We start from the raw sequence: 16,460 nt of genomic DNA on the forward strand, positions 1-16,460 counted from the left end.
TGTAGCTTAGGAATAACAGCACCCTGCATGAGGACGCCATGGATTTCTACGCCATCAACGCACTGCGTGAGAACCACGCAGGGTGGTCCCTGCTCCGCGCACAGAACGCCCCGTTGGCCGTCAGCTTCTTCATCAAGGCCTTCACCGGACCCAACCAACGGGACATCGGCCGGCAGGAGCTCATTGACCACCTTGATGATGTCCTGTTCGGCCTCCGTGAAGTCTTCGGCGAGGACAAGTATCCTAGGCCGGCCGGTGAGTACCTGGATGAGTGGGCGGCCCCGGAACGTGCCTGGCTGCGGAAATACTACGTCCCCGGCCAGGACGAGCCGCGCTACGATCTCACCGCCGCCGCCGAGGACGTGGTCCGCTGGGTGGAGAGCCTGAGCGGGCGGGACTTCGTGGCCACCCAGTCCAGGCTGACCAGCATCTTCGCCGTGCTGAAGGCCCTGGTCCAGCAGTCCGAGACCGACCCGGAGGTAAGGCTCGCCGAGCTCCAGCGCCAGCGGGACGGGATCGACGCCGAGATGCAACGGATCAAGGACGGCAACATCCGCGTGATGACTGCGCCGGAAGCCCTGGACCACTTCCAGCAGCTGACCACCCTGGCCAAGGACCTGCTCTCCGATTTCCGTGAGGTGGAGCAGAATTTCCGGAAGTTGGACCGGCAGGTCCGTGAACAGATCGCCACGTGGGACGGCACCCAGGGCGAGCTCCTTGCCTCGATCTTCGCCAACCAGCAGGACATCAGCGGTTCCCTCCAGGGCCGAACGTTCCAGGGCTTCTGGGACTACCTGATGTCCCCGCAGCTGCGCACCGAACTGCGGGACCTGCTGCAGCGGGCCACACAGATCGACGCCCTCGCCAAACTGGACAACCTGCACACCGTGACCAATCTGCACCAGGACTGGCTACCCGCCGTCGAGCAGACCCAGGCCACTGTCCGGCAGCTCTCGCAGCAGATGCGCCGGCTCCTGGACGACAAGGTGTTCCTGGAAAACAAGCGCATCATGCAGCTGGTCAGGAGCATCGAATCCGGCGCGCTGGGCACCCGGGAGGTGCCGCCGTCGGGCGTCTTTATGGAGATCGCGGCTCAGTCCGTCGAGGTCGCGCTTCCCTTCGAACGGCCGCTGTATGAGCCGAGCCGGCGCATCATGGTGGACGACGTCGTGGTGGCGGCAAATGATGCAGAAGTGGATGCCGGCGCCCTCTTCAGCCAGTTCCATGTGGACACGGAGCGGCTGAAGTCCAATATCGACGACGTCCTGGCCGGCGCCGAGCAGGCCACTCTTGGCGAAGTAGCGGCCGCGCACCCTCTGTCGCAGGGACTGGCGGAGATCGTGGCCTACTACCAGCTCGCCACCGAATCGGACTGGGCCTCCATCAACCCGGACGAGTCACAGCAATTGTCCTGGCAGCTCCCGGACGGCAGCATCCGGGAAGCCACCGTCGAACAGATCATCTTCGTGAGGCCGGCATGACCACCACAGACGCAGCCGAAACACACACGCCGGAGGAACTTCCCGGGGTCGTCACCAAGCTCTTCAAAGGCGTGGTGTACGCCGAGACGGACGAGAAGATCTGGCAGTCGCTGCTGGGCCTGTCCTCCCATGTCCGCGACTACGTGGCCGTCCTGGGCCTTGACCTGATCCTGGACGAGTCCGAGGGCTACGCGTTCCTGAAATCCCGCGAGGACCCGGACGGCACGCTGCCGCGGCTGATCCCCCGCCGCCCGCTCACCTTCAACGTCAGCCTCCTCCTGGCGCTGCTCCGCGGCCGGATGCTCGAATTCGACACCAACAGCAGCGAACTGCGCCTGATCATGACCGAGCAGGACATCGCGGACATGGTGGCCGTTTTCCTGCCCGAATCCAGCAACGAGGCGCGGATCCTGGACCAGCTCGGCACCAACATCAAGAAGGTGGTGGAGCTGGGCTTCCTGCGGAAACTGCGCGGCCAGGCGGGCACGTACGAGGTCGCCCGGATCCTGAAGGCCTACGTGGATGCCCAGTGGCTGGAGGAATTCGACGCGCGGCTGGCCGACTACCGCGCCTCGCTCAGCGGAGCCGTCACCGGCAGTAAGGAAGAGGACCGCGCATGACCACCGAGACGGCCACCGCCATTAAGGGCGCCACTGACCAGCAGGAGATGCTGTTCAGCCTCGATGAAAAAGCGGACGACGCCGGTACTCCCCCGGGCTTCCGGCTGCACCGTCTGGAGCTGCTCAACTGGGGCACGTTCCACCAGGAGGTGCGGACGTTCCGGCTGGACGGTTCGAACAGCCTGCTGACCGGCGACATCGGCTCCGGGAAGTCGACAGTGGTGGATGCGATCACCACCCTGCTGCTGCCGGCCAACAGGATCGAGTACAACAAGGCCGCGGGTGCGCAGAAGAAGGAACGCACCCTGATGTCGTATGTGCGGGGTTTCCACAAGAGCACCCGGAGCGCCGGCGGCGAGTACTCCAAGCCCGTTGCGCTGCGCGGCACCGGCAAGCTCACCGTGGTCCTGGGCGTCTTCCACAACGCCGTCCTGGGCAAGTCAATCACTCTGGCCATCACCCTCTGGGCCACCCAGGAAGCCGGCCAGCCGAACCGCTTCTACTCGCTGGTGGAGGGCGAGCAGTCCATCGCCGGGGACTTCGCCAACTTCGGCCAGGACCCCGCGAAGCTGAAGAAGCAGCTCCGGGCCGCGGGGGCGTCCATCCATGAAACCTTCGAGCCCTACGCGGCGGCGTTCAAGCGGCAGTTCGGCATCAGCGGCAATCAGGCCATGGAGCTGTTCCACCGCACGGTGTCCATGAAGCAGGTGGAGAACATCACCAACTTCGTGCGCACCAACATGCTCGAGGAAGACGACGTCGAAGCCCGGATCGGCAACCTCATCCACCACTTCGACGACCTGAAAAAAGCCCACGACGCCGTCCTCCGCGCCAAGGACCAGATCGCCCTGCTCACCCCCATCACCGAGGGCGCGGCCCAGCACACCGCCCTGAGCCGGGACGATGAATTCGCCCGCCAACAGCGGGACCAGCTGCACCCGTGGTTCACGGACCGGAAGCTGCAGCTGAGCATCGAGCACCAGACGGAACTGCAGAACACCGGCCTGCGGCTGCAGGAGGACAGCGGCAAGCTGGCCACCGAAATCACCCAGCTCCGCCTCGACCTGGCCGCCGTCAAGGAAGACATCCGCAGCAACGGCGGCGGCCGGCTGGCCGCCATCGAGGCCGAGGCCGCACGGCTGGGCGAAGAGTCCCGGTCCCAGCGGGTGCGCTTCGAAAAGTACGCCGAAGCTGCCGCGGACCTCGGTCTTCAGGCCCCGGCCGACCGCGTCCAGTTCGACGCCAACCGGGCCCGGCTGGCCGACGTCGAAAAGGAACTGGCCGCCGCAGCAAACGACGTGCAGGATAGCCGCACCGAACTGACCATGACGCGCACGGTGCTCACCGGACGCGCCACCGACATCGCCGCGGAGCTGACCAGCCTGCAGGCGCGCCCCAACCTGCTGCCGCGCCCCCAGGTGGAGCTCCGCCGTCGGCTCTGCGACGGGACCGGCATCCAGGAATCTGACCTGCCGTACGCCGGCGAGCTGCTGCGCGTCCGCGACGGCGAAGCGGCCTGGGAAGGCGCCGCCGAACGCACCCTGCGCGGCTTTGCGCTGTCGCTGCTGGTGCCGTCGGAGCACTACGCGGCGGTGAGCGGCTGGGTGGATGGCAACAACCTGCGCGGCCGGCTGGTGTACCTGAAGATCGGCGAATCGTACGCTCCGAAGCCGGCCGAGGCGGGCACGCTGGGGGCGAAGATCGCCATCAAGCAGGGGACGCCGTTCCGCAATTTCCTGCTGGATGAGCTCAGCAGCCGCTTCGACTATTTCTGCTGCGACACCCTGGAGGACTTCCGCCGCCGCTCCAAGGCCCTCACCGCCAACGGCCAGCTCAAGGGCGGCCGCGGCCGGCACGAGAAGGATGACCGGCAGGACCTGTCTGACCGCCGGAACTATGTCCTGGGCTGGGACAACCTGGACAAGATCAGCCGTTTCCGCGCCGAACAGGACGAGGTCCAGGGCCAGCTCAGCGTGGTGGCTGGCCAGCTGTCCCGGGTCAACGAATCCCTGGGCGCCATCGGCCGGCAGAACCAGCAGCTGGGCATCATCGGGGCGGTCTCGGACTTCGCCGAGCTCAGCTGGCAGCTCACCGCACGCCGCATCGAGGAGCTCAAGGCAGAAAAGGCCCAGCTGGAGTCCACCAGCGACGTGCTGCGGCAGCTGACGGCGAAGGAAGCCGAGCTCACCGGAAAACTGGAACGACTGCAGGTGCGGGCCGATGACATCCAGCGCCGGATCGGCTCCAACGAGGGCGCGGCCAAGGACATCGTCGAGGCGATCGAGGACTGCCGCAGCGTCCTGAACGAGACCCCGTTGACGGACGACGGCGGCGTGCTGTCCGCCGTCGCCCGGCTCGCCGCCGCGGAACTCGCCGGCAAACCGCTCACCTACAAGAACACCGGCACCGTGGAAAGTGCGGTCCGGTCCGGGCTGACCGACACCATCGACGCGCTGTCCAAGCAGATCGCCCGGGCCGCCGAGAAGACTGTCCGGCTGATGGCCGAGTTCCGGAACAAGTACCCGAACGAGACCACGGAGATCGACGCCGCCCTCGAGTCGGCCGGCGACTTCGGCAAACTGCTGGAGCAGCTGGTCAGCAACGATCTCCCGCGCTTCGAGGCCCACTTCAAGGAGTCGCTGAACCAGAACACCATCCACGAGGTGGTGGCGTTCAACGCGTTCCTGGACAGCCGCCGCCAGGACATCGTCAACCGGATCGGCGAAATCAACCTCTCCCTGGCCGGGATCGAGTACAACGCCGGCCGGCACATCCAGCTGGAGCACCAGAACAGCACCGACCTGGACGTGCGGCAGTTCGGCATGGACCTGCGCGCCTGTTCGGAGGGGACAATCGGCGACGACGACCAGTACTCGGAGCAGAAGTACCTGCAGGTGGCGCGCCTGATCGAGCGGTTCCGGGGCCGCGACGGCTACACCACCCTCGACGAGCGCTGGACCGCCAAGGTCACGGATGTCCGGAACTGGTTCACGTTTTCCGCCTCGGAGAAGTGGACCGAAACCGGCGAGGAGTTTGAGCACTTCACGGACTCGGGCGGCAAGTCCGGCGGCCAGAAGGAGAAGCTCGCCTACACCATCCTCGCGGCCGCCCTGGCCTTTCAGTTCGGGCTGGCGTCCGGCAAGAGTGCGGGCAAGAACGCGGGGAGCGGGCGGAGCTTCCGGTTTGTCGTCATCGATGAGGCGTTCGGCCGCGGCTCAGACGAGTCCGCCCGGTACGGGCTGGAGCTGTTCCAGCGGATGAAGCTGCAGCTGCTGATCGTCACGCCCCTGCAGAAGATCCACGTCATCGAGCCTTTTGTGTCCCATGTGGGTTTCGTGGCCAACACCAACGGCGACGATTCGCAGCTGCGGAACATGACCATCCAGGAGTACCGGGACGAGCGGGACCGGCGTGCCGGCTGACGCACGCGGTCTCGGCTGGACCACGCTGGCAGACCTGCGGGCGCAGTCGAGGAAGGCCTGGGGCAGCGGGGCGCTGCTGCGAGAGGTGCTGGAACCCGGCGGACTGTACCCCCGCCGTCGTCCGTTGAAGCGTCCGACGGCGGTGGCTCTCTTACGCGATTATGCGGCGGCCCGCGCGTGGGCGGCTGAGCTGGCTGCCGCCGTCGGGCATTTCAGCCTGGAAACCGCGGAGGTGGGCCGCACCACGGTGGGGGCCAACCAGCTGCCCGCCGCGGCGGTGTTCGCGTCCGTGGAGGACGAGATCGCTTTTACAGGCAGGATGAAGGACGCCGCCCGGTTTGTGGAGCTTGCCGGCGGGTTGTCAGCACTGGATCCTGCGTTCCGCGGGTGGGCGCTGAAGCGGCCGTTGAAGCTTTTGGAGCTCGGGGCTGATGTGCTGACGGCTGCCCGGGTGGCGCTCTGGCTGCGGGACCACCCCGAGCCGGGGTTCTACGTCCGGCAGCTGAGCCTGGCCGGCGTGCACACCAAGTTCATCGAGAACCACCGGGCTGTTGTTGGCGAGCTGGCATCGGAGCTGCGGGCGGACGTTGTTGATGTTTCAGATGCCAAGGAGGACGGGGGCCTGGCTGAGACCCCGGCCGCGCCCGGTTCGTTGCTCGGCTTGACCCCGGCCCGGACGCCGGCGGCGCGCTTTGCTGCGGCGCACGGCTTCCTGCATCCGCCCGAGCTGGTCCGGTTCCGCCTTCTGGATCCCGGCATGCAGCTGCTTGGCCAGGCGCGGGACCTGACCGTCACCGCGGAGGCGTTCAGCACCCTGCAGCTGCCCACCAGCACAGTGATGATCACCGAGAACCTGGTCAACTTCCTGGCCGTCCCGGAGCGCCCGGACGCGCTGGCCGTCTATGGGGGCGGTTATGGGTTCTCATCGCTGCGGGATGCCGGGTGGCTGCGGAACTGCGAGGTCCTCTACTGGGGCGACCTGGACACCCATGGGTTCCGGATCCTCGACCAGCTCCGCGCGGTCCACCCGCACGTGGTGAGCCTGCTGATGGACGAAGCCACGCTGCTGGCCCACCGCGATGCCTGGGGCAGTGAGCCGTCGCCGTCGAAAGCTGTGTTGACCCGGTTGACCGCCGAGGAGTCGGCGCTCTACGACGGGCTCCGCAGCGACGCCTACGGTATTGCGGTCAGGCTGGAGCAGGAGCTGATCCGCTGGAACTGGGCGCTGGAGCGGCTCGATATCAGTCGCTGAGACTGCTCACGGTGACTTCAAATTCTTCCACCGCAACGATCTGCGTTTTTTCCGCCTCGCTGTTCTCCTTGCGGATCTTGTTTGCTTCCTGCCGGCTGGCAGTCATCGCTTCCTCGGTATCCCAAAGCGTGATGGAGATGGCCTTGTCTATTTCTTTCCCGCTCAGGTAGTAGATTCCCTTGCAGCCGGGGATCTGACGCACCCTGCTGACGATGTCTTCCGTAGGGGTGTCTGAGACCGTCTCGGGGCCGGTCTTGTACGTGCTGACTCTAGCGAACATCGGTTTTTCCTCCCGTAGTCACTGCGCGGAACCGCTGGCCGGCTCCCCGTTGCGACACAGGGAACCAGTCCGTGCGGCAGGAACCTGGTGTTGCCATCCGTAGCAGATGTCCTCCGGATGGCGGTTCCTTCCATTAGTAAGGACCGGCCAAGGTCCAAAAGCAAGGCCCTGAAACTGGCCAGCTATGACTGCTGGCAGTGCGGCGGGTGACAGGAGTAATCTCTCTTGCTTAGGGACGGGGGTTTAACCCGTTCCCGACCAAGGGGACCGGCCCTCACCCCGGAAGGGTGGAAGCTCAAATGAGAACCAAAGCGCTCGCCGTCGGCGTCATCGTAGCCGCCTCATCAGTCATGTTTGCCCCGAGCGCGCTGGCGTTCGAGCCTTCAGCGGACCCCCAGGATAAATTCAGCTGTCCCGGAGGCAATCCCGTCGCCGGACACCCGGGATTCCCCGGAATCGTGACGGGCGTTGAGAAGTCGTTTGTAAATACCGATGCCACTGCCGCGGCCGCGTGGTCAGCAACGGTCCTGTTCGATGGCCCGCTGGCCGTCTGCTGAGCGGCCCAAGTCCATCCCGGCGACAAAGACCCCCGTCCGGAACTTTCCGGACGGGGGTCCTTTACTGGAGTCCACCGGGTTGAGCCCCGCGAGAGACCTCACATCAAATAGTTTTCCCAACAAGCCATCCACACTGCGATGCGGCCCCGAACAGCAGGTATAACCCGTTGGTTCAGCAGGTCAGCACTACCCGCTGATTCAAAAAATGCACTCAGGAGAACATCATGGCTACACACACCCACACCGGCACAACAGCCCGCACCAACGTCCAGAAGGCATCGATGCTTGTCGGCGCCGTGTTCCTGCTGGTCGGCATCCTAGGCTTCGTCCCGGGCATCACCGGCAACTTCGACCAGCTGCACTTCGCCGGCCACGAATCCGAAGCCATGCTGCTGGGCCTCTTCCAGGTCTCGGTACTCCACAACATCGTCCACCTGCTCTTCGGCGCAGCAGGAATCGCCCTGGCCAAAACCGCCACCGGCGCCAAATCCTTCCTCCTCTACGGCGGCATCATCTACCTGGTCCTGTTCGTCTACGGACTGATCGTCCCCCAGGAATCAGCCGGCAACTTCGTACCCCTGAACGGCTTCGACAACGGCCTGCACCTCCTCCTCGGCGTCGGCATGATCGCACTGGCCCTCATCCTCACCAAGGGCCATACCAAGGCACACGCCTAACCCAAACCCACACGCATGACAATGGCCCCGGCCGCAGCTTCCCGCTGCTGCCGGGGCCCTTGGCGTTTCCGGCATCATGACCTCGAACCCCCACGGTTGAGCCTGCCGAACGGCTGCGGCGGCTGCCGGTCCGCACACACCCTTTCGGGGGTAAGGCGGGCCTGTCTGAGCAATAAATCCCCGCTCAGGCTCCGGATGCGCTCAGTTCTCCGGGGAGTTCTTCCAGGGAAGCGACGGTGTAATCGGGTGCGGTGAAATAGCCAGGGTAGCTTCCGCCGGTCCGGTTGATCCATGCAGTGCCGAGACCGGCCTGGGCTGCGCCGTGGATGTCCCAGGGGTGCACGGCCACGAGCAGCATCTGCTCGGGAGCCACCGCGCAGACCCCGGCGGCGTAGTCGTAAGCGGCCCGGGCAGGCTTCCATCCCCGGGCATCCTCCACGGAAAGCAGCCGTTCAAACTGGTCCCGTATCCCTGCCGGGCCGAAGAGTTTTTCCGCGACCTGGGTGGAGCCGTTGGTCAGGGTCACCAGCCGGTATCCCGCTGTCCGCAGTGCCCGGACGCCTTCCGGAACGTCGGGGTGCAGGCCGAGCCCGGCCATTCCTGCCCTGACATGTTCCACCGCCCGGTCCAGGTCCGTGCCGATGCCCGCATTGGCGAGCAGCCCGCGCAGAGCCTCTGCACCGATCTCGGCGAAGGCGCCGTTGCCGCCGGCGGCAGTGAGGGCGAAACCGTCGCGAAGCAGCGTAGCGAACCAGAGTTTCGCCAACTGGGCAGGGGCGCCGACTTCGGCAAAGCGGTCCCCCATCGGTGACATGTCCGAAAGCGTTTCGTTAACGTCAAAAACAATGACTGACGGGGCGCTGTTCATGAGTTCTCCTTCATCTTCACGGTCTTGTGGTTTACGAGGCGCAGCAGGAGAGCCGCGAGACGTCCGTAGTGTAGGTCTGCGCGGCAATTTTCAGGCCTTCTGCCATGGTCAGGTACGGCGCCCACAGGTGGGCGACGTGGTCCACGCTCAGGCCGCCTTCCAGGATATAGACGCCCGCAGCGGCCAGGTCTCCTGCTTCCTTGGCCACCGCCGTGATTCCCACGATCCTGCCGGTCGCTTTCTCGGCGACAATCTTGATGAAGCCGCGGGTGTCTCGGTTGACCAGGGCGCGCGGGACGTATTCCAGCGGCAGCACCCTGCACTCGCACGCGATCCCGGCCTGGTTGGCCTGCCGGTCGGTCATGCCCACCGCGGCGAGCGCGGGGCTGGTGAAGGCGACCCGCGGAAGATGCCGGTAATCGATTTTCCGTGACCCGGCGGTGAAGGCGTTCTCGACGGCAAGGGCCCCGTGCGCCGCGGCGACGTAGACGAACTCCCGGTGGCCTGTGACGTCCCCGGCAGCCCAGATGCGGGGATGGTTGGTTGCCAGTGTGTCATCAACCAGGATCTCGCCGTTCGCCCCGAGAACGACGCCGACTCCCGGCAGGTTCAGCCCGGCCGTGACAGGGCGCCGGCCGGTGGCCACGAGCAGATGCGTGCCTTTGAACTCCCTGGTGCCCCCCGCAACGGTGGCCGTGACGCTCACCGTACCTCCGGCGTCGCGCGCTACCTTTTCCGGTACGGCACGCCGGACCACCCGGATGCCTTCATCCGCGAAAACCTCCGCCAGGGCCTGTCCGGCTTCGGGTTCCTCAGTGGAGGCCAGCCGGGAGCGGACCAGCATGGTCACCTTCGAGCCGAGCCGGGCGAACAGCTGCGCCTGTTCCAGCGCCACGAAGCCTCCACCAATCACCAGCAGGGACTCGGGGACCTCGGTGAGATCCATCGCCGTGGTTGAGGTCAGGTATCCCGTTTCTTCGAGGCCGTCCACCGCCGGTGCCCACGGCGAGGATCCGGTGGCCACCACGTAGTGGGCGGCGCGGATCCGTTTCGGCTGCCCGTCGGGAAGGGCGATGTCCAGCAGCGGATCGTCCGCGCTGCCGGTAAACGAGGCATGGCCCTGGTGCAGATCCCAGCCGTAGTCCGCGATCAGGTCCAGATACTTCTCTGCGCGCATCCCCTCCACCAAATCCTGTTTTCCGGCCGCCAGTGCTGGCATGTCCACCGGCATGTCCACGGCGGGCAGGCCCGGGAACCGTCCCGCGTCCAGGGCCGTGTGGCGGGCCTCTGCCGCGGCAAGCAGGGCCTTGGAGGGAACGCAGCCGGTGTTCACGCACGTCCCGCCGACCGTGCCGCGTTCCACCATGGCCACGCGCTTGCCCAGCCCGCTGGCCCGTATCGCGGCAGCAAATGCCGCGCCGCCTGACCCGATCACAGCCAGGTCATACTCTTCTTCGGCAGTTTCAGTCATGGTGGCCTCCAAGGGGCGGGATGAAGCGGGACGCTTCCGCGTCGGTCCTGTCCTGACCCATTCTTGCCCCTTTTCCGATAGGGGAAGGTCAAGCTCCGCTCCCACGGCGAGGTCCGCAGTAAAGACTCGGGGCTCAGCCTTGCCCCGATCAACGAAATCCTGCGGATCCACGACGCCGATGGCGGCCTAGCGCAGCGGATCCGCAGCCTCCAGGTCCGTGAGCCGGGCAGCGAGTTCGGTGAGGTCGGGGATGGTTGGGCAGGCCTGCCAGGCCATCATGCATCGCCTGGCGGGTCGGGACCTCTTCGGCTTCACGGCGGCCCGTGATGTCCTCGAGTTGGGCGACCAGGTACAGGGGCGCCCCATGGCCATCGGCGACCACCGCGCTTGTCATCGATGTCCACACAATGTGTCCGTCGGAGTGGAGAACCGCCGGGAATCTGCGTACGAGGTGACTTCGCCGGCCAACATCTGCGCCAACCGGTGCTGCGCCGCGGGCCGGTCTTCGGGCACCGTCAAATCCAGAACGTTACCCGACGCCAGCTCGGAGGGCGCCCGTCCCAGCAGGGTGCAGAACGCGGAATTGGCCCGCAGCACCTTTCCGGGAGCCTCCGGGTCCAGGCCGATCAGCGCGATCCCGATAGGGGCGTGTTCGAAGGCCAGCCGGAAGCGTTTCTCGCTCCGCTCAAGCTCCGCTGCCCCCTGCTGGCGTACAGCATTCAGCGCGGCTGCGGCCTCACGCTCCGTCAGGCGCTGCCGCTCGATCAGATCTTCGAAAATCACCGGCCCGGCCAACATTGACGCGTATGCCCGGCGCAGCGTCCAGTAGTAGAGACCGATTCCTGCCGTCAACACATCCCATAACGCGTCATGCCAGGAGATCTCTTCCCTGGCAGCTATGCCCTCGGCGGCATCCACCCCATCAGAGGCAGCAGCGGATGTACGGCGTGCAGGCCGTGCCCGATCGCGCAAGTAAAGAAAATCGCCGCAGTAGCGGCCCCAACCGGTTCCGGCGCACCTGCCCGGCCCGGGCCAATGGCACAATGATCGCCCCCGAGATTGCCAGATAAGACATAGCAACCATCGCGTTGGCCGCCAATGAAAGCCACCACCAGTCCATCAAAGATCCCCCTGCACCCTCGACGGAAGCACGTGCTTTCAGGTTCCGCAGTTCTCCTGATACTGGCTGCCGGGCGCTTTCCCGCCAACCCCCGCCCGGACCCGGCCCCTCGTGAGGTGCCTGTCCTGGGGCGGGGATCGATCGCCGCCGAGTGCAGGAGCGTCAGGCGCGCGCCTGGCCCTCCCGCTAAATGCAGCTGGGCTGGTAGGCAGGGTCTGCCGGGCCGGACGCCTGGCCCAGTGCGTGCGCCACGATCTGGTGCACCACGGGGTCGTTGGGCGTCTGGTCATGTTCGAAGAGATCGGTCGGGCACTTGTCCTGGATGGTGATGTTGGTGACCTGCCGTGCCGGCCCGTCAAGGAACTGGCTGTTGTAGGGAATGACCACTTCGTCATAGACCGTGGAGATGACCGTGTAGGAAGGACCGGCAACGGTGTCGCCGATGGAGTTCAGCTTCTGGATGAAGGCCGATCCCGCCTGCTGGTCGGCGCAGGCGGCACAACCCAGGGCGGTGTAGTCCGGGTCCTCGATGAAGCCCGGCGGCGGGACGATCACGCCTTCCGTTCCGTGGTTGGAGGGGGCGATGCCGATGAGCTGGTGGACGTACTTGGCCCCGCCGAGGAAGCCCATGTAGTAGCGGGGCATCATGCCGCCCTGGCTGTGGCCCACCAGGTCCACCTTCTTGGCGCCGGTGGCGGCACGGACCGCGTCCACGAACGGGGAGAGTTCCTGCGCGGACTCGGCCACCGGCGCGGTGGCATACACGCCGTTCGTCTCACCATAGTTGAGGGCAAAAACGCAGAACCCGGCGCTCTTGAGGTACGGCGAGAGGGTGGACCAGTTCTTCTCCATGCTCTCGAACGTTCCCGGTACCAGGATGACCGGATACGGATGCTCGGCGGTTGGCTTGCAGGACCAGTCGTTGGCCCCCGGCGGGGAAATCTCGATCGCCTGGGCGGGAGCCGCAGCCAAGGAAGTGACGAGGACGGCGGCAGCGGCAACGGACAGGGCCCGGGTAACGAATGACATGGAAACCTCTTTGTTCATGTGCCAACAGGGGCGGCCGGTAGCGATGGTTCTGAGTGTTGATCAGGTACCGGCCGAGTTTTTCCATGCTACGCAGCACACCCGTCGTTGCGGAGCCGGGTTGCACAGACGTGCGCCAAAAAAGCCTTACGAAGCGGTGCGCTCTCCGCCGAGGCCAAAACCCTCAAACCCAGCGTTGTTACTGGTGGGTAGCGCATGCGTCGGCGCCGGGACTGAGAAAACCCGTCAGAGCTGCTGCACAAATGTGCACTGCGTGCGGAAAATAGCGCCAGCCGGGGGCTATGACCGGTGAACCCATAAGGGTTATAAATGTGATCCGTAGGGAACTTTGTGGTCACTATTATGATCATTAATCGTCTCAAAGAATTCGCTCCCGGAGGGTTTCTAAAACCCCACCCAGCGCTGGGACATCCTGGGCAAGCAGGTTCAAAGCCACCCGCGCCTTGTCCAACAAGCGCGTCACACCGGTAGGCTGGGAATTCCCAGACCACGAAGCGAGGCATAACGTGCACGAGGACGCCGTCCGGTTCCTATCCCAGCCGGTGCAGGCCCAGCCCGGCTCACCCCTCCGCGTGGCGGTGTACTCCCGGATCGCCGAAGCCATCCGCAACGACCTCCTCAAGCCCGGCTCCATGATCCCCACGGAAACCGATCTCGGCGCCGACATGAAAGTCAGCCGCACCGTGGTCCGCGAAGCCCTCATGCTGCTCGAGGAAGACGGGCTCATCCGGGCGAGGCGCGGCGTCGGACGCTTCGTCTCGGACACCCCCCCCCGCATCGGCATCGAACGGATCCGCCCGTTCGAGGAAGTCCTCGGCGGCCCCGGCCAGCACCTCGAAATCAAACGCGTCCTCCGGGAGCGGCAGCCCGCCTCGGAATTCGTCGCCCCCGGCGTCGGCGTCGAGCCCGGCGACGACTGCTGGCTCTGGGAATCCGTCCTGATCCGCGACGGCGAGGCCATCGCCCACCTGCAGGAAAACATCTCCGCCCTGCCCATGAGCCTGGGCAGCAGTTCCGCCGCCGCCGCGCCGCTGGAAATAGAGGACGACGGCGGCAACACCCTGCTTGCCAGCCTCAACAACCGCTTCGGCCGGATCCTCGGGCCTGGCGAGTGCCAGATCAGCCTCAGCCAGGTGGGACCCAGCCGCGCCAAGCTGCTGGACCTCCGGCCGTCGGACCCTGTGCTGGTCCTCACCCAGTACGTCAGATACGGCAACCGGCCCTTTTACCTGGCCAAATGCCTTATCGCCGCCCGCGCCGGGCACCTGTCCGTGATGCAATCCCTCCAGTCCTGACGGCAACCGCGTTCAGGGCTATGGGCAACCGCCGACTGCTTTGCAGGCGTTCACGCGGCCGTGTGCCCAGAGGGTGCCGGTGCCGGTAATCCGCTCCGCAGTGGATTCGATTTTCTTGCGGACTGCGGCATTTTCGGTCCCGGCGGGCGTGCTCCAGACAAGGGCGGCAACACCGGCGACGATGGGTGAGGCCATCGAGGTGCCGCTGGCGATGTCATAACCATGGGAGCGGCCGTTCTGGGTACCGAGGTAGAAATCGTGGTTCGGGAAGGTGGAGTACACGCTGACCCCGGGCGCTGCCACATCCACCCACTTGCCGTAGGTGGAGAAGGAGGCCTTGGCGTCATCGTTGTCCGTTGCCGCGACGGCTATGACGTTGGGGTAGGCGCCAGGATAGATCTTGGCCTGGGTACCGCCATTGCCTGCTGCGGCGACGATCACCGCGCCCCTGATCCAGGCGTCGTTGACGGCAGCTTCCAGGGCCCGGGAGGAAACGCGCTGTCCCAGGCTCATGTTGATGACCTGGGCACCGTTGTCGAGGGCCCAATCGATGCCATTGACAATGCTGGAGGTGGAACCGGACCCGCTGTCGTTGAGGACCTTGCCGTCCAGGATCCGGCAGCCCGGACACACACCCGTGACGCCCACCGCGTCTTTGGTGGCGGCAATAATACCCGCCACATGGGTACCATGGCCGTAATTGTCTTCACCGGTCGCCGCAGTACTGAAGTTGGCGCGTGCATCAACACCAACCTTTGGTGAAATGTCGGGATTGTCGGTGGTGACGCCGGTATCGAGCACGGCGACCTTGATGCTTTTGGTCCGGTCTTCGGTGGCAATCTCCCACGCGTCGACGGCGTCCACGTCGGCGTCGAGCGTACCGCCGGCCACAGTTGCTCCCAACGTGCTGGTAAATTCCTGGCCAGTGTTGTGCAAAGCGTACTGGCGGGGGAAATAGTCGACGTTGGGCTGATCGGTAGCTACCGTTACCACCTCGTCCGGCTCGGCATACTCAACGTTCGGGTTCCGGCTGAGGGCGTCGATGAGTTGCAGTTCCTTACCGGCCGGAACCTTGATGAGGTGGGCCCCGGTGCTGCCAATCCCCGGGCCGTCGCTGAGCCCATGGCGGCGCAGCACGCCGGCGGCCGCGCCATCGTCGCGGAACTTGACCATGATTTGCCCCGCGACGTGCGACGACTCGGGCGCTGCGTTGCCTGGGCCTGCGAAGGTGATGGCGCCGAGCCCCATCATGAGCGCTGCGAAACCGGCGATAACTGTTTTTTTCATGGGGTTATCGTGCACCAACCCGGACCGGCTGGATAGTGCGGCGCGGCAAATCGCCCTACCTAATCACGCAGGTGACGGAACCGCGGAGGCGAGTGCCGCCGTCATACTTTCAGAGAAGGACAGCAGCGTCTCCACCAGGTGCGGGGCGAAATCTGCTTCTAGCGAGAGCACCACGCGGCAACGCGCGCCCGGCTGCTCCGGGTAGTCCCTATAGGAGCCGCGCATGTCGCAGACGGTCTGCCCGCGGCCCGGCCCGGCAGAGGTGTCGACGGCGGCATGCACCACCGGGGCCACCGTCGCCTTAATGCCGCCCACCGCGAGCGCCGCCGCCAGCGGATCATGCATGGCGGAGCAGGGCCGGCCGAAGATGCCCTCATAGAACCGGAAGTAGTAGCCCAGCATGTCGCCGAGGGCCTGCGGGACCGGGTGGTCCGCGGCGAGCAGTTCCTGCCGGTGGCTTTCCTCCAGGACGTTGGCCATGGTGACGTCCAGCGGCACCAGGGTCACGTCCCAGTCGGCGGCCAGCACCAGGGCGGCGGCCTCGGGGTCGTTGAAGATGTTGGCTTCCGCCACCGGGCTAATGTTCCCGGGGGCCAGGGCCGCCCCGCCCATGATGGTGATGTCCTGCACGAGCCGGGGCAGCGCGGGGTCCAGGCGCAGCGCCTCGGCGATGTTGGTCAGCGGGCCGATGGCGAGCACCCGCAGCGTTCCCGGATACTCATGGGCGAGCCGAACCAGCATCTCGGCCGCACTCTCGGACTCCAACGTGGCGGACGCCGTCGTAAGGGAAACCCCGCCGACCCCGTTCTCTCCGTGCACCCACGGCGCCCCGCCGCCAAACTGCCCGGCCAGCGGATCGTGGGCGCCGAGCGCCACGGGAATGTGCGCGTGGCCGGCGAGCTGGAGCAGGTCCAGGGTGTTGCGGGCGCCGACGGCGGCACTGACGTTGCCGCTGACGGTCCCGATGCCAACCACGTCGGCGGTGGGGGCGGCCAGCAGGTAGGCCAGGGCGAGGGCGTCGTCGATTCCGGTGTCGCAGTCCAGGTAGAACGGAAAGGTGTCGGTCATGGCGGTGGTTCTCTT

13 protein-coding genes and 1 pseudogene are annotated in these 16,460 nt (G+C 65.9%); 7 read left to right on the forward strand and 7 right to left on the reverse strand.

Annotation, left to right across the window (positions count from 1 at the left end; genetic code table 11):
- The first annotated feature begins 38 nt into the window (after positions 1-38).
- From NG697_RS00385 to NG697_RS00400, 4 genes are read left to right on the forward strand one after another with little or no spacing between them, the layout of a single operon-like run.
- Positions 39-1,481 (forward strand): DUF3375 domain-containing protein, encoded by a 1,443-nt coding sequence (locus tag NG697_RS00385; protein WP_252613131.1) that lies wholly within the window; start codon positions 39-41, stop codon positions 1,479-1,481.
- Complete coding sequence (locus NG697_RS00390; protein WP_252613134.1) at positions 1,478-2,101, forward strand: DUF4194 domain-containing protein; 624 nt, start codon at positions 1,478-1,480, stop codon at positions 2,099-2,101. The genes NG697_RS00385 and NG697_RS00390 overlap by 4 nt, the downstream gene beginning before the upstream one ends.
- Complete coding sequence (locus tag NG697_RS00395) at positions 2,098-5,523, forward strand: ATP-binding protein (RefSeq protein ID WP_252613137.1); 3,426 nt, start codon at positions 2,098-2,100, stop codon at positions 5,521-5,523. The genes NG697_RS00390 and NG697_RS00395 overlap by 4 nt, the downstream gene beginning before the upstream one ends.
- On the forward strand, positions 5,513-6,775 hold the full coding sequence (locus tag NG697_RS00400) for a Wadjet anti-phage system protein JetD domain-containing protein (RefSeq protein ID WP_252601261.1): 1,263 nt from the start codon (positions 5,513-5,515) through the stop codon (positions 6,773-6,775). Before NG697_RS00395 ends, NG697_RS00400 begins: the two co-directional genes overlap by 11 nt.
- Here NG697_RS00400 and NG697_RS00405 read toward each other — a convergent pair.
- Positions 6,765-7,055, reverse strand: a complete 291-nt coding sequence (locus tag NG697_RS00405; protein WP_252601264.1) for a hypothetical protein — start codon at positions 7,053-7,055, stop codon at positions 6,765-6,767. The two genes, NG697_RS00400 and NG697_RS00405, sit on opposite strands and share 11 nt — an antisense overlap.
- Before the next feature lie 299 nt (positions 7,056-7,354).
- Here NG697_RS00405 and NG697_RS00410 point away from each other — a divergent pair, with 299 nt between their 5' ends.
- Positions 7,355-7,612 (forward strand): hypothetical protein, encoded by a 258-nt coding sequence (locus NG697_RS00410; protein WP_252607758.1) that lies wholly within the window; start codon positions 7,355-7,357, stop codon positions 7,610-7,612.
- Between the two features lie 224 nt (positions 7,613-7,836).
- Entirely contained in the window at positions 7,837-8,289 is a 453-nt protein-coding gene (locus NG697_RS00415) for a DUF4383 domain-containing protein (protein ID WP_252607757.1), read from the forward strand.
- A 184-nt stretch (positions 8,290-8,473) separates the two neighbouring features.
- Here NG697_RS00415 and NG697_RS00420 read toward each other — a convergent pair whose 3' ends face one another.
- From NG697_RS00420 to NG697_RS00435, 4 genes and pseudogenes are all read right to left on the reverse strand, one after another.
- Positions 8,474-9,157: a haloacid dehalogenase type II gene (locus NG697_RS00420; protein ID WP_252601272.1), complete on the reverse strand. Its 684-nt coding sequence runs from the start codon at positions 9,155-9,157 to the stop codon at positions 8,474-8,476.
- Between the two features lie 31 nt (positions 9,158-9,188).
- Positions 9,189-10,628, reverse strand: coding sequence for a mercury(II) reductase (merA, locus tag NG697_RS00425; protein ID WP_252613140.1), 1,440 nt, complete (start codon positions 10,626-10,628; stop codon positions 9,189-9,191).
- A gap of 361 nt (positions 10,629-10,989) precedes the next feature.
- A pseudogene (locus NG697_RS00430) lies at positions 10,990-11,426 on the reverse strand (PAS domain S-box protein); the annotation flags it as partial.
- 508 nt (positions 11,427-11,934) lie between these two features.
- Positions 11,935-12,777, reverse strand: a complete 843-nt coding sequence (locus tag NG697_RS00435) for an esterase/lipase family protein (protein ID WP_252613145.1) — start codon at positions 12,775-12,777, stop codon at positions 11,935-11,937.
- Between the two features lie 524 nt (positions 12,778-13,301).
- Between NG697_RS00435 and NG697_RS00440 the strand changes: the two genes are divergently transcribed.
- Entirely contained in the window at positions 13,302-14,090 is a 789-nt protein-coding gene (locus NG697_RS00440) for a GntR family transcriptional regulator (RefSeq protein WP_252613409.1), read from the forward strand.
- 18 nt (positions 14,091-14,108) lie between these two features.
- On the opposite strand, the gene NG697_RS00445 is transcribed toward NG697_RS00440, so the two are convergent.
- Positions 14,109-15,377 carry a S8 family serine peptidase gene (locus NG697_RS00445; protein WP_252601283.1) on the reverse strand — a complete coding sequence of 423 codons (1,269 nt, stop codon included), beginning with the start codon at positions 15,375-15,377 and terminating at the stop codon, positions 14,109-14,111.
- A 63-nt stretch (positions 15,378-15,440) separates the two neighbouring features.
- Entirely contained in the window at positions 15,441-16,445 is a 1,005-nt protein-coding gene (locus NG697_RS00450; RefSeq protein WP_252613147.1) for a nucleoside hydrolase, read from the reverse strand.
- Between the last annotated feature and the right edge of the window lie 15 nt (positions 16,446-16,460).

It is taken from the genome of Pseudarthrobacter raffinosi, from assembly GCF_023913835.1.
Classification (GTDB): domain Bacteria; phylum Actinomycetota; class Actinomycetes; order Actinomycetales; family Micrococcaceae; genus Arthrobacter; species Arthrobacter raffinosi.